Genomic DNA, 13,076 nt, shown 5'->3' with positions numbered 1-13,076 from the left:
CTAGACCCTTTTCAAAAACCCGTCGGTCGAGGCGGTGATCATGATCTTGTGCTCGATATCCTTGTCGATCTCCAGGCTGAGCGGCGCGCCATCGGCCGCCTGCCGTCCCGCGCCGCGCAGTTCTTCAAGATAAGCGAACAGCGCAGTCTTCGGATTATCGCCCTTGCCCCAGGGCCGGTCGGTCACGAAGCCTTCCGGCAGATCCTCCACGCCGGAATCCCAGACCACGCAATAGCTGCCGGGCGAAACCAGCGGCGCATAGGCCTCCAGCTCGGCCAGCACATGGTCATGCGTGTGATTGCTGTCCAGGAACAGCATGACGCGCTTGAAGCTGGCCGCGCGCTTGCGCACCGCCGCGACGATATCGGGATCGATGGAGGAGCCTTGCATCATCTCGATCAGATGCGCCATCGGGTGGCGCTCGATGGCCGCACGGTTATGCGGCCGGATGTCGATGTCGATGCCCAGCACCCGCCGCTTCGAGTCCGCCGGAACCAGCGGCGCGCCAGCCTCGACGGCCTCGGTGTAATCCAGCAACGCCAGCATTGAAGCGCTGAGGACCAGCGAGCCGCCACGGGCGATGCCTGTCTCGATCACCAGATCGGGCCGGATGCGCCAGATCAGCTCCTGGATCGCGTAGACATCCTGCGGCACCTGGATCACCGGACGACCCAGCCAGGTGAAATTCTGCGCATAGGAATGGCGGATCGATTCCCGAACCCACACATTGGTCAGCCCCCGGAAATCCGTATCCGCGCCCAGCCGGCGGATATTGCCCTGCACCCGCTGGGCGAATTCTTCTTCAGGCGTCATGGGACTCTCCGGTTCGGCGGGGCAAGGCGTAGCAGACGGTCTCCCACAGGGAGCCGCCCCGATGATGGCGCAGATACAGATCATAGAAGGGAAAATTATCCGCCAGGAAAAGCGGTATCTCGATCAGGTCGGCGGTGGTGTGATAGGTGCAGATTGCCAGCTTCGGGCGATGCCGGGCTATCGTCGCGCGCGCCCCGGCCAGGGCCGGCAGTTCCGCCCCCTCGATATCCATCTTGATGAAGGTCGGCCGCCGGTCGGCCAGGATGTCGTCGAGCGCAGTGCTGTGCTCGCTCCCCTCGATCCGCCCGCCCTGGCAATTATGCAGATGCAAGCTGCCCACCCCTTCCCGACCGGTTCCCAGGATCGCCTCATGGATGGCGATGTCGCCCAGCCCCAGCGCGGCCAGATTGGCCCGCGCACGCGCCGCGTTGGCGGGGTCCGCCTCGATGCCCAGCGCCGACCAGGTGCTAAGCCCCAGACGCCCGGCCTCGGCGGCGAAGCCGGTCAGCGAATCGCCGTCGAACGCGCCGCAATCGATGAAGCATTCGCCCTCCCCCAGGCGCAGGATATCGTCCGGGAAATATTGCGGATAGGTGGCGCAGCGGTCGGTGAACAGATTGCCCCTCATCGGGAAATGGAAATCCTGGAACAGCCGCGCCAGCACCACCGAGAGAAATGCGAAGCGCGACCGGTCGTCCGCCAGGCTATCGAACACGGCGTCGCAGGCCTGCCGACGCCGCGCCAGCAGGCTGCCCGGCAGGAAACCGACGGAACCGTCCCGCTCGGCGAACAGGCAGGGCACGCCGAGCGCCTCCAGCCTTGGCCCGATCCCCCGGGTATCCATCGCCGCGACCACGACCAAGGGACGCGATCCATCGGCCGCCAGCTTGTCGGGGGAGACCACCGGGTGGCCCTGCCAGTCGCTACCCCATTTCCCGGCATTGCCATCGACCAGATAGCGCACGGGGACTGCCTGATCGCGCCAGGCATCCAGCACGGCGCGCGCGAAATCGCCGGCGCCATACAGCACCACGCCGGACGCAGCGGCCAACGCCTCTGCCGCACTTCGACCGGCAAATTCCGCCGCACGCGCCGCGATGGCCGTATCGACCAGCGGCCACAGCCCCCGCATGTCACGCAGGGACGCCAGCGGGCGGAACAAGGCCGCTTCCCGATTATCCATCGCGGCCCCGCTCGTTCGGGATTGCATAGATCACCGCTCCGGTGCCGACCCAGCTATGCAGGCGCAGGAGGAAGCGATACTCCGGCAGCGCCTGCATCAGCCAGCGCGGCAACTCCCACAGCCCCAGCGCGTTATGATAGCTGGTGAGCGCCAGCAACGGCCGGCAGCGCATAATGGTTTCCAGCGCGCCGCGCAGGGCCGCCAGCTCGCCGCCTTCCAGATGCAGCTTCATGACGCTGGGATCGATGCCCAGCCGGTCGATGGTGGTGACGTCCAGTGGCTTCCCCCCTATCCCGGAAAGCTGCGAGGCATAGCCCAGCCCGGCGGCGAAGGCGGCCCGCCGCTCGCCATCGGCCACGGCCCTGTCGATGATCGTCACCCGGCCATCGCCGGCAACGGCCATGCGCAGCCGGGCGCGGTTTCGCGGATCGGGCTCCACCGCCCAGATCGCCGCGCACTGTCCGCCGACGACATCGAGAAACCGGCGGATCACGCCGCCCTCATGCGCGCCGATATCGGCGAAGCGCTCGCCGCCGGTCAGCAGGCCGCGCAGTTCGGGGATGAAATACCGGTCGTCGAGCGTGACCGGCGCGCCGGTGAAACGCCATTCCTGCCGCAACCGGCGCCAGGCCAGGAATTGCAGATGATGCGCGCGCGACAGATCGTCGTCCCAAGCATCGAGAACGGTGGCGATGCCGGTCCTGTCGCGGGCATCGAGCGGCGGCGCGATCCAGCCGTTGGACAGGGGATGGCGGTCGCGATAAGCCTCCGCGATATCATAGAAGGGCACGATATCCAGCCAGCCCATCGCAGACAAATCCGCCTCCAGCGGCGCATAGGGCGCGGTGGCGACGCAGACCGCCAGCAGCATCTCCCGCTTCGCCGATTCCGGCACCTGATCCGGCGTCAGCAGGCGCATCCCCTGCCAGGCCGGGGATGCGGCCAGCCGGTCGGCATCGCGATCGACCACCAGCGCTACGGGGATGCCTAGATGATCGAGATGGTCGCGCGCCATGCGCCCCAGATCGCCAGCACCATACAGCGCCAGCGGCCGGTCGATGGCGCGGGGGCGCGGATCGGCGGGATAGTCGGCGATCTCCCGCAGCAAAGCGGCCGCCATCGCCGCATCCGGCGGGGCGGGGAAATGACGCTCCCTCAGGACAGGCACAGGATCGACTCCGCCGGCCAGCCCAGCGCCATCGCCTGCTCCCGGATTTCCGGGCCGGCCATGTAGGAACAACAGATCAGACGGCCCTGCCCAGCGGCGGCTTCAGGCGCCTCGACCGGCCGCCCATCGACCGTGAGTCCCAGCTTTGTCTGGTTGCGGTCGAGCAGCCGGACCTGCCTTCCGGCCAGCAGCGGGCCGGCATAGCCGTACAAGGCGAAGAATTCCAGCCCGATGCCCCAAAAGCACAGCGGTTCGGACGGGTCGGCCGCGATCTCCCGGGCGTAACGCTGCATGATCGCGGTATCGCGCCGGAAGGCGGCGGGAAAATCGGGGCCGTCCGCCACCGCCGCGTCAATATCCGCAGCGGCGTCCTTGCGCGCGCAGAGCAGCAGCGAGGGGTAATGCTTGTCGCCCTTCATCGGCTGGCGCGACTGCAGGACATCCACCGTCGCGAAGCCGTTGCGCCGCAGGAAATGCCGCAAGGCGCGCGGCGTGAAGTGGTTCACATGCTCCTTCATCGCCAGCCAGAACATCGGCCCGACATAGGTTTCCGGCTGGAAATAGCCAAGGGCGTCCGGCACCTCGACGATCAGCGCCCCGCCCGGCTTCAGCACCCGCGCCGCCTCGGCAAGGGCGGAATCGACATCGTACAGATGCTCCAGCACATGGAAGTAGGACAGCACATCCTTCTCCCCATCGGCGAAGGGAAGGGCGAAGGCATCGCCCTCCAGCGCGCCGAAGCCGTCCGCCGCCAATCCCGCCAGGCTGCGCGCGTCGCAATCCACCCCGGTGCTGACGATGGCCGGGGCCTGCGCCGCCAGGTACCGCACGAAACCGCCGCGCGAGCAGCCGATATCGGCATGGCGACCTTCCGACACCCGATTCGCCCGCATCAAGGCGAGATATTGCGCATAGCGCGCGCGATCCTGCGCGCTGTCGCCGCCAACGCCGACGCCGGACAGCGCCACGTACAGGCTGACCTCGGCGTAATGGCGGGAGATTTCGCGGTCCGACAGCCCGGTCTCCACCCGCGTGAAGCCGCAGGCCGGGCAATGCCGGAACTGGCCGTCGAAGGTGAAGATCGATCCGTCGAAATCCTTCGCTGGAACGCTTCCGACGGATGCCAGCGTGGCGCCGCAGGCCGGGCAACTCATAGCAGCGCCCCATGCGGATCGTCCGCCCAGCGCCGCAGCGTCGGATCGTCGGGAAACTTCTCCAGGAAGTGATGCAGACTGCCCTTGCGGCGTTCTGACGGAGCATCCAGCGCGGTCGCCACCGGACCGGCCGGTTGGAAGCTGGCGAACCATTCGCCCGGCGTCGCGCCGAAAACACGCTCGAACCGGAATTCCTTCTTATCCTGTTTTATCAGATGTTTATACTGCGCTGCTAATCCGGACTCCATGCGTGCGGCGGTGAACCGGGACCGCACCGATGCGGCCCCGCGCCGCGCCATCCGCCCGCGCAGCGCGGGATCGCCCAACAGCTTCAGCATTGCCGCGCGAAAGCCCGCCTTGTCGGCGACCACGAAGCCGGTATCCCCATCCATCACGATGGCGCGCTCCGCCGGATTATCCAGCACCACCGGCACAACGCCCATCGCCATCGCCTCGATCAGCGCATTCTCCGCCGTGCCGTAATGCTGCGGGTGCAGCAGGTAGCAAAGGATTCCCAATTGTTGCAGCGCCGCCGGCATATCGTCGGCATAGCCATGAAACCGCAGCAGGGAGGGCCGGCCGGCGGCGGCGCATTGCGCTTCCAGATGGTCGCGGTTCACCGCATCGCCATAGAGATGCACCGGCGTGGCGTCGGCGGGTAATTCCGCCAGATAGCCGACGAAATCGGGATGCAGCTTGGCGAAGTTCAGCGTCCCGGCATAGCCGATTCGCGGCGGGTTCGGCCCGTTCCAGGCCGGCAATTCGTCGACGCAGCCGCTGGAGACCACCGGATGGTCCCTGCCCTGGCGGCGTACCCTTGGATTGGCTAGCGAGCAGGGCGAGGTGAAGACGACCAGCGCGTCGGACTCCAACAACCCGGCCGGGATTGCTGGCGCGTGCAGGCCCGAGACATGACACCAGGCCAGCAGCCGCAGGGAAACCGGCCCCAGGGCGCAGAGCAACCTTGGTATTTCCGGATGGTTCCAGAATTCCAGCTGCACCATATCCGCCTCGGCGATGGCGCGGCGGGCCTCTTCCAGCGACGGGGCGATGGTCACCGGGCAGCCGACGGCGCACAGCGCGTCGACGGCGTGGCGTTTCTCCGGCTGTTCCAGGCAGAGCACGCTGTGCCGCACGTCGCTGCGCGAGACAGCCGCCTGCCGGATCAGCGTGGCGACCGCCTTGCCGACGCCGCCGCCCAGATGCGGTGTGATATGGACCAGCCTCATGGTGCGCGCCCCCGCCGCCCCGGCCTCGTCAAACCGGTTCGGGAAGCCGCTTCCTGACCGTCATGCCCGGCACCTCCGGGCTGATATTGCCGGCCGCATATTCCCGGAAGCGCGGCAACAGCGCCTCGCGATGCGCATCGATATTGTCCGGCAGGCAATGGCTGAGCTGGCCGCAACTGCCGCACACCGGATGCTGGCGGCGCTTGCCTTCCAGATGCAGCTGGCGCAGCGCGTTCAGGGAATCGGAATGCCAGATCGATTTCAGGCTCTGCTGGCGCACATCGCCCACCACCAGCTTGCGCCCCCAATCAAGGAAGCAGGAACTGACCAGCCCATCGGCATTCACCGAGATCGAGTAGAAGATATACGGGCAGGTATCGGTTGGCTGCACCGGCTGCTGATATATGCCCTGGGTGATCTTGAAGCCGGTATGCGCCTCGACATCGAATTCCGGCCAGCAGGGGGCGAAATTCTCGATGAAGATGCGGTCGCAATGATCGCCGAACGTGTCGTAGAATTCCTGCCGCTGGGCCTCGCTGATCAGTTCGCCCGGAATCTTCACGACGATTTCGCAATTGCCCTTGTTGGCGTACAGCCACTTCACGTTCTCGACGAACTTCTCGAAGTCGAACTTGAAGCCGGTGAACTTCTTGTACTGCTCCGGATTCATGCCATCGACCGAGATGTTGATCTTGTCGAGGCCGGCTTCCAGGATCGGCCCCAGCCGCTCCGGCGTCATCAGGGAGCCGTTGGTGGTGGTGTCGATATACTCCACCCGGCCGCTGGCCTTGGCATAGGCGATCATCTTCGCCAGATTGCGGTTCAGGAACGGCTCGCCGTCCTTGTACATACGCAACACCTTGATCGGCCTGTCGAATTCCGACAGGTCATCGATGATTTTGGTGAAGACGTCATACTTCATGGCGCCTTGATAGCGCCCTGTCTCGTCAATCATGTTCCGGTGCCCGGTCGGACAGAACGGGCATTGGAAATTGCAAGCGCTCGCCGGATCGACGAAAACAACGAACGGTGTATTTAACGGGATCACATCCTGTAAAGGCGTTCTGCCTTCAAGATTGATCCGGGGCTTGATCTTCGCCTTCATAGCGCGCCCTCCTGGCAGATCGACCGGCATAGTGCCATTTACACGGCTTTTTATCAACCACCATCTCCCGTGGGGCAGGCTACCCGGTCCAGATCAAAAAGACGGGATGCCAACGACATAGGGCGGATCATGCGGCGGCGTCGGCCGCGCGCCGAAGCGCAGCAGATCGCGCCGGCCCTGGGCGTCGGCAAGCCGCTCGGCCAAGGCCCGCAAGCTGACCGGCACGCCGGAGCAGATGTTCAGCGCCCCCTGCCGGTCGGACAAGGCCGCCTCGGCGATCTGTGCGCCGGCGTCGCGCACATCCAGATAATCTCGTACCTGGCTGCCTTCAGTCAGATCGGCCGGCACGCCATCGGCTAGGCAGCGGCGCAGATAGGGCACGAAGCGCCGCTCATCCTCGCCCTCGCCATAGAGGTAGAACAGGCGGCACCAGGCGAAACCGGCGGGCTGCCCGGCGAAGAATGCCTGAAGCGCCAGATAGCTCGCCGCCTTGGTCGCCGCATAGAGCGTGCGCGGCCGCAATGGCGCGTCGACCGCCAGGGGGGCTACGTCAGCCGGGGCTACGCCGGCCAGATCATACTCGAAACAGGTGCCCAGCCCGACGAAGCGACCCACGCCGGCATCCGCCGCCCCCTGCGCCAGGGCCAGCGTGCCGCTGAGGCAGGCAAGATTCTCCGCCGCCTCCAGATAGCGCCCCGGCTTAGCATACCAAGCGGCATGCACGATGATGTCCACGGCGACGCAGGCATCGCGCCACCAGGCCGCGCTCTCGGCGAACAGGTCGGGGGTGCGGATAATGCGCTCGACCGGCACATCCGGGGGCGGCTGGCCCTCGCGCAACACGAGGCGCAGGCGGATATCCCGCTCCGCCAAGGCGCGCAGTATCTGCCGGCCGACAAAACCGGCCCCGCCCGTTACCAGGCAGGTTTGGCTCACCAGATCTTCCAGGGGGCGCGGCCGGACGCCCAGAGTTCCTCCAGCATTACCTTGTCGCGCAGCGTATCCATCGGCTGCCAGAAACCGTCATGCTCGAAGGCCATCAACTGCCCGCGCTCGACCAGGCTGAGCAGCGATTCCGCCTCCCAGCTCGACCGGTCCCCCTCGATAACCTGGAGACAGGAAGGCGACAGCACGAAGAAGCCGCCATTGATGGTGCCGCCATCGCCGCGCGGCTTTTCCCGGAAACTGGCGACCCGGCTGCCGTCGATCTCCAGCGCGCCATAGCGGCCGGGCGGCTGGACGGCGGTGACCGTTCCCCATTTGCCATGCGCCTTGTGGAAGGCAATGGAAGCCGTGATGTCCAGGTCCGACAGCCCATCGCCATAGGTGAAGCAGAAGGCTTCCTCATCCTTCACATAGTCGCGCACGCGCTTCAGGCGGCCGCCGGTCATGGTGTCGTCGCCGGTATCCACCAGCGTCACCTGCCAGGGTTCGGCATGGCGCTGATGCACCTTCATCCGGTTATTCGCCATGTCGAAGGTGACATCGGACATGTGCAGGAAGTAGTTGGCGAAATACTCCTTGATCACATAGCCCTTATAGCCACAGCAGATGACGAATTCGTTCACCCCATGGGCCGAATACAGCTTCATGATGTGCCAGAGGATCGGCTTGCCGCCGATCTCCAGCATCGGCTTCGGCTTCAGATGGGTTTCCTCGGAGATTCGCGTCCCCAGCCCACCCGCCAGAATGACGGCCTTCATGCTTCCCCCTCCCTATCGCGCGACCCCGTCGCCGCGATATCCCATCATAGCCTCTATCGCCTCCAGATACGCCAGCAGGCTGTAAAGGCTGGCTTTGGCATCCGGCGCGTCGGCCGCAAGCCAGGCCTCCAGCATCTGCGGGAAGCCGCATTTCAGCCCGTCCGACACCGGCGGCACGAGCATTTCCGCCGGCCCGCCCGCCAGCGGCTGGAAGCTCAGCGTCTCCACCGGCTCCAGCATATAGACGCCGCGCCCGGTCCTGACGGTCATCGACCAGCGCCCGGCGCTGAGCCAGTCGGCCAGATAGGTGAAGCAGATGCCGGACTCCGTCGATCCCGCGCCGGCGAACACAGCCCCCGACGGATGCCAGTCGATCCTGCCCTGCCCCGACACCAGCGGATGCAACAGGCGCGGCAGGCCGATCAGGGAGAAAACCGTGGCGATGACATGGATGCTGTTGGCCAGCCCCAGCCGCGCCAGTACCGGCGGGGCGAGGTTGGCCGCCTCGATGCGCGGCAGCATCTCGCCGAAGGAGAAGCTGGCGGATGTCGCCGGCTCCACCGCCAGCCGGTCGGCCAGCGCCTGCACGGAGGGGTAATAGAGCCGATTCAGCGCCGCCATCGCCGTCGCCTGCGGGTGGGCGTGCAGAAACGCCCGCAACTCGGCGCTGGACAGGCAGACCGGCTTTTCCACCAGGATGCGCCGCGCGCCCTGCCGCGTCAGTTGGACGAGATAGGGCAACAGCGTCTCGATCGGCGTGGCGACGATATAGCCGTCATAGGAGAGATCGAGGCTCGCCAGCCGGTCCTGCCCGCCCCAGAACGCTTGCGCCAGCCCGTGGCGCTGCCGCAAGCCGGCGGCCGATGCCTCGGTGCGGGACAGGATGTCGATCTCGACAGGGCCGCGGGCCTGCAGCGCCTTTACATACTCGCCGGCGATGCGCCCCGCCCCGATCAGCAAAATCCGCATGGCCGACTCTTCCTTATGTGATCGGGCCCTAAGTAATTGGGCAGGTCTGGTCGTCGGCATGATGTCCGGTCAATGCCCGATTATAGGCGTCCAGCATCAGCCGGTTGGTCTCGAACCCCTCGGCCAGATCGGGCAGCACCGACAGGCCGCCCTGGATATCCCGGATCATGCCGGCGGTCATCGCGCTTGCCATTGGCATCTCGAATCGCGCGCCGGCAAGGGCCGCATCGTCGCTGCTGACCGCGCCGGCCTGGTCGATGATCGTGCGCCTGCCGTCGATATCGAGGGTCAGCACCGCCAGCCGCTCATGGTCGGGCACGAAGGCGATCCTGGCCTGCGCGCCGGTTGCGGTGCGCGCCCGCGCCACGCCGGTGAATTCGACCAACGCGGCGTCGCGCCGGTTAGGCTGCACCGGACGGTCGATGGCCGCAGTCATGTCGATGGGCGGCTGGCCGGCCAGAAACTGGAAGAGATCGAGAAAATGGATGGCGTTGCAGCCCATCCCGCGATTGCCGACCGTGACGTCGAGCGTGAAAGGCCGCCCGGCGATCCGTGCCCGCAGCGCCTGCAAGACGGGAACATAGCGCAGCGGCACATGGGCGCGCACATCGGCCCCGGCCTGCCTGGCCATCTCCAGCGCCGCGCGGTAGTCGGCGACCGACTGGAACAGCACCTTCTCCGCCAGCACATGCCGGATGCCTGATTCCAGCACCCGGCGCAACTGGGCCAGGCGGGCTGGCGCCGCCGTCGCCAGGATGGCGGCGTCGAACCCCTCCGGCAGCGCCGCCGCCGCATCGAAGCGTAGGCTCACCCGCTCATGCCCCGGCATTGCCTGCCAGCGCGACAGGGCCAGGGCGCGGGCATCATCGCGTGGCTCCAGCGCCAGAATTTCGCTGCCGGGCGGCAGGTGGGACAGCCCTTGCAGATGGCGGCTTCCCATCTCGCCCGTGCCGAACAGCAGAACCCGCATCAGCCCTGCCCCATCGCATCGGCCCAGCCCGGCAGGGCGGCGTCACGCTCCGACATCACCGCCGGCGTCGTCGGCCAGTCAATGCCGATGTCGGGATCGTCCCAGCGCAATCCCCGCGCCGCGTCGGGCATATGCGGCGCGGAAATCTGGTAGAACACTTCGGTGTCGTCCGACAGCGTCAGGAAGCCATGGGCGCAGCCGGCGGGAATATACAGCGCCAGCCGGTTCTCCGCCGTCAGCTCCCGCGCCACCCAGCGCCGGTAGCTGGACGAGTTCGGCCGCAGATCGACCGCCACGTCGAAGATTGCGCCCCGCGTGCAGCGCACCAGCTTCGCCTCCGCGTGGGGGGCTGCCTGCCAATGCAGGCCGCGCAAGGTGGCCGCCGCCCGGTTCCAGGAGACGCTGCATTGCGGAAAATCCGCGACCATGCCGTGCGCGGCGAAACTGTCCGCGCAGACCAGGCGGGCGAAGAATCCCCGCGCATCCGGCACGGGTTCCGGTTCGACCAGATGCACGCCCGCCAGCGGAGTCGGCGCGATCCGCATCACTTAACCCTCAGTCGGGGAATCGGGGTGACGAACCGCCCGCCCCAGCCGCGCACGAAGGCGAGCTGGGCGGTGACCTCCGCCTCCAGGTTCCAGGGCAGGATCAGCACATAATCGGGCCGCGCCTCGGCGATGCGCTCCGGGACGACAATGGGAATATGGCTGCCGGGCAGCCGCTTGTTCTGCTTATGCGGGTTGCGGTCGGCGACGAAGGGCAGGTCGGCTTCGCTGACGCCGCAGTAATTCAGCAGGGTATTGCCCTTGGCCGCCGCGCCATAGCCGACGACACGCCGCCCCGCCCCCTTCGCCTCGGTCAGGAAAGCCAGCAGACCAGTCCGCACCGCGCCGACCTTATCGGCGAAAGCCCGGTAGGGTTCCGGCGTATCCAGGCGCAAAACCGCCTCCTCGTCGCGTACCGATTGCAGCCCCGGCGTCGCCGGGCGGGGCGTCTTGCCGGCGGAGAGCCGCAGGCTGCCACCATGTGTGCTCAGGCGCTCGGCATCGAACAGAAACAGCCCGTGCCGCTCGAAGCACCGTTCCACCGCCAGCAGCGAGAAATAGGAATAATGCTCGTGATAGACAGTATCGAAAGCCACCTTCTCCAGCATCGTCGCCAGATGCGGGAATTCCACGCTCAGCACGCCCTCCTTCCCCAACAGCAGGGCGATGCCGGCGACGAAATCGTTCAAGTCCGGCACATGCGCCAGGACGTTGTTGGCGACGATCAGGTCGGCGGGCCGGTAGCGCGCCAATATGTCGGCGGCGGTATTGCGGCCGAAGAACATCTCCTCCGTCGGCACGCCGATGGCGCGGGCCGCCGCTGCAACCGTATCGGACGGTTCGACGCCGAGGCAGGGAATGCCTGCCGCTACGAAATTCCGCAGCAGATAGCCGTCATTGCTGGCCAGCTCGACCACGAAACTGTGCGCATCCAGGCCGAACCGCCCCACCGCCGCCTCGGCGAAGCGCTGGGCATGCGCCAGCCAGCTATCGGAATAGGAGGAGAAATAGGCATAGTCGGAGAACAGGATGTCAGGCGGCACATCATGGTCGATCTGCACCAGCAGGCAGGCCGGGCAGCGGCGCAGGCGCAGGGGGAAAGACTGCTCAACCCCGCCTTCCATCGGCAGATAGGCGTTCGAGGGCGGCATCGCACCCAGATCGAGGAACGGCGCTTCCAATGCCGCCCCGCAGCTCCGGCACTCAGTGCGCGACAGGCCGGTCACCGCTGATACCGCTCCGGCTCGAACAGCCGGATATTGCGGCCGATCCACTCCGCCGTGCGCTCCAGCCCTTCACGGAACGGCACGGCGCGGCGCCAGCCGGTCAAGGCGGCGATCCGCGTCGTATCGGCCAGCAGCCGGTTCACCTCGCTCTTCTCCGGCCGCAGCCTTTCCTCGGCGCAGGCGATGGGCACCTGCCGGCCGATAATCTCCATCAGCATCCGCGCGGTCTGCTCGATCGACCATTCCTCGCCGCTGCCGATATTGACCACCTGCCCCTCCGCCGCGCCGCAGCCGCCCAGCGCGATCATACCGGCCGCCGTGTCGGTGGCGAAGTTGAAGTCGCGCGTCGGCGTCAGCGCCCCCAGCGTCAGCTCAGGCGTGCCCGCCAGCAATTGCGCGGCGATGGTCGGGATCACCGCGCGGGCGGTCTGCCGGGGGCCGAAAGTGTTGAACGGCCGGGCGGTGACCACAGGCAGGCCAAAGGAGAGATGGAAGCTTTCCGCCATCTTGTCGGCGCCGATCTTGCTGGCCGAATAGGGCGACTGGCCGACCAGGGGATGCGCCTCGGCAATCGGCACCTGCTGCGCCGTGCCATAGACTTCCGAGGTCGAGACATGGACCAGCCGGACCAGCCGGTCGGAATCCCGGCAGGCCTGAAGGATGTTCAGCGTGCCGCCGATATTGGTGGCGACATAGGAATCCGGCGCCTCGTAGCTGTAGGGAATGGCGATCAGGCTGGCCAGGTGAAACACATAGTCACAGCCGGCGACCAGGGCGCGCATCCGGGCGGGGTCGCGCACATCGCCCTGCACGATCTCGATCTCCGCGCGAATCGCGCCCGGCAGGTCGGCCAGCCAGCCCTGCGCGTTCCAGGAATTATAATAGACCAGCGCCCGCACATCGGCCCCGGCGGCGACCAGTCCTTCGACCAGATGGCTGCCGATGAAACCGTCCGCGCCGGTCACCAGGGTTTTCTTGCCACGCAGATATTCCACGGTGCGGCGTCCCTTC

General features: G+C 66.6%; 13 protein-coding genes. All 13 read right to left on the bottom strand.

Annotated features, from left to right (window positions below; all coding sequences use genetic code 11):
* Positions 1-813 carry a cephalosporin hydroxylase family protein gene (locus AUP43_RS03950; RefSeq protein ID WP_067552972.1) on the bottom strand — a complete coding sequence of 271 codons (813 nt, stop codon included), beginning with the start codon at positions 811-813 and terminating at the stop codon, positions 1-3.
* Positions 803-1,996: an FkbM family methyltransferase gene (locus AUP43_RS03945; protein WP_067552969.1), complete on the bottom strand. Its 1,194-nt coding sequence runs from the start codon at positions 1,994-1,996 to the stop codon at positions 803-805. Before AUP43_RS03945 ends, AUP43_RS03950 begins: the two co-directional genes overlap by 11 nt.
* On the bottom strand, positions 1,989-3,116 hold the full coding sequence (locus tag AUP43_RS03940) for an FkbM family methyltransferase (protein WP_067552967.1): 1,128 nt from the start codon (positions 3,114-3,116) through the stop codon (positions 1,989-1,991). The genes AUP43_RS03945 and AUP43_RS03940 overlap by 8 nt, the downstream gene beginning before the upstream one ends.
* A 35-nt stretch (positions 3,117-3,151) precedes the next feature.
* On the bottom strand, positions 3,152-4,318 hold the full coding sequence (locus tag AUP43_RS03935; RefSeq protein WP_067552965.1) for a class I SAM-dependent methyltransferase: 1,167 nt from the start codon (positions 4,316-4,318) through the stop codon (positions 3,152-3,154).
* Positions 4,315-5,547 carry a glycosyltransferase family 4 protein gene (locus AUP43_RS03930; protein ID WP_067552963.1) on the bottom strand — a complete coding sequence of 411 codons (1,233 nt, stop codon included), beginning with the start codon at positions 5,545-5,547 and terminating at the stop codon, positions 4,315-4,317. Before AUP43_RS03930 ends, AUP43_RS03935 begins: the two co-directional genes overlap by 4 nt.
* A 28-nt stretch (positions 5,548-5,575) precedes the next feature.
* On the bottom strand, positions 5,576-6,652 hold the full coding sequence (locus AUP43_RS03925; RefSeq protein WP_067552961.1) for a radical SAM protein: 1,077 nt from the start codon (positions 6,650-6,652) through the stop codon (positions 5,576-5,578).
* Between the two features lie 93 nt (positions 6,653-6,745).
* Positions 6,746-7,588 carry an NAD-dependent epimerase/dehydratase family protein gene (locus AUP43_RS03920; RefSeq protein WP_067552958.1) on the bottom strand — a complete coding sequence of 281 codons (843 nt, stop codon included), beginning with the start codon at positions 7,586-7,588 and terminating at the stop codon, positions 6,746-6,748.
* Positions 7,585-8,355, bottom strand: a complete 771-nt coding sequence (gene rfbF, locus AUP43_RS03915) for a glucose-1-phosphate cytidylyltransferase (protein WP_067552956.1) — start codon at positions 8,353-8,355, stop codon at positions 7,585-7,587. Before rfbF ends, AUP43_RS03920 begins: the two co-directional genes overlap by 4 nt.
* A 12-nt stretch (positions 8,356-8,367) precedes the next feature.
* Positions 8,368-9,324, bottom strand: coding sequence for a Gfo/Idh/MocA family oxidoreductase (locus AUP43_RS03910; RefSeq protein ID WP_067552954.1), 957 nt, complete (start codon positions 9,322-9,324; stop codon positions 8,368-8,370).
* A 28-nt stretch (positions 9,325-9,352) separates the two neighbouring features.
* Entirely contained in the window at positions 9,353-10,294 is a 942-nt protein-coding gene (locus AUP43_RS03905) for a Gfo/Idh/MocA family oxidoreductase (protein ID WP_067552952.1), read from the bottom strand.
* Complete coding sequence (gene rfbC, locus AUP43_RS03900; protein WP_067552950.1) at positions 10,294-10,839, bottom strand: dTDP-4-dehydrorhamnose 3,5-epimerase; 546 nt, start codon at positions 10,837-10,839, stop codon at positions 10,294-10,296. The genes AUP43_RS03905 and rfbC overlap by 1 nt, the downstream gene beginning before the upstream one ends.
* Entirely contained in the window at positions 10,839-12,065 is a 1,227-nt protein-coding gene (locus tag AUP43_RS03895) for a class I SAM-dependent methyltransferase (RefSeq protein WP_269746856.1), read from the bottom strand. The genes rfbC and AUP43_RS03895 overlap by 1 nt, the downstream gene beginning before the upstream one ends.
* Positions 12,062-13,060 (bottom strand): SDR family NAD(P)-dependent oxidoreductase, encoded by a 999-nt coding sequence (locus AUP43_RS03890; protein ID WP_232314866.1) that lies wholly within the window; start codon positions 13,058-13,060, stop codon positions 12,062-12,064. Before AUP43_RS03890 ends, AUP43_RS03895 begins: the two co-directional genes overlap by 4 nt.
* Positions 13,061-13,076: the final 16 nt, after the last annotated feature.

The organism is Oceanibaculum pacificum (genome assembly GCF_001618175.1).
Taxonomy (GTDB): Bacteria; Pseudomonadota; Alphaproteobacteria; order Oceanibaculales; family Oceanibaculaceae; genus Oceanibaculum; species Oceanibaculum pacificum.
Note: the sequence above shows the minus strand (reverse complement) of the source record. Positions and strands in the feature narration are given on the sequence as shown.

Coding starts and splice junctions, on each gene's coding strand:
- AUP43_RS03950 (WP_067552972.1), bottom strand. CDS start 813: ATGACGCCTGAAGAAGAATTCGCCCAGCGGGTGCAGGGCAATATCCGC.
- AUP43_RS03945 (WP_067552969.1), bottom strand. CDS start 1,996: ATGGATAATCGGGAAGCGGCCTTGTTCCGCCCGCTGGCGTCCCTGCGT.
- AUP43_RS03940 (WP_067552967.1), bottom strand. CDS start 3,116: ATGGCGGCCGCTTTGCTGCGGGAGATCGCCGACTATCCCGCCGATCCG.
- AUP43_RS03935 (WP_067552965.1), bottom strand. CDS start 4,318: ATGAGTTGCCCGGCCTGCGGCGCCACGCTGGCATCCGTCGGAAGCGTT.
- AUP43_RS03930 (WP_067552963.1), bottom strand. CDS start 5,547: ATGAGGCTGGTCCATATCACACCGCATCTGGGCGGCGGCGTCGGCAAG.
- AUP43_RS03925 (WP_067552961.1), bottom strand. CDS start 6,652: ATGAAGGCGAAGATCAAGCCCCGGATCAATCTTGAAGGCAGAACGCCT.
- rfbF (WP_067552956.1), bottom strand. CDS start 8,355: ATGAAGGCCGTCATTCTGGCGGGTGGGCTGGGGACGCGAATCTCCGAG.
- AUP43_RS03910 (WP_067552954.1), bottom strand. CDS start 9,324: ATGCGGATTTTGCTGATCGGGGCGGGGCGCATCGCCGGCGAGTATGTA.
- AUP43_RS03905 (WP_067552952.1), bottom strand. CDS start 10,294: ATGCGGGTTCTGCTGTTCGGCACGGGCGAGATGGGAAGCCGCCATCTG.
- rfbC (WP_067552950.1), bottom strand. CDS start 10,839: ATGCGGATCGCGCCGACTCCGCTGGCGGGCGTGCATCTGGTCGAACCG.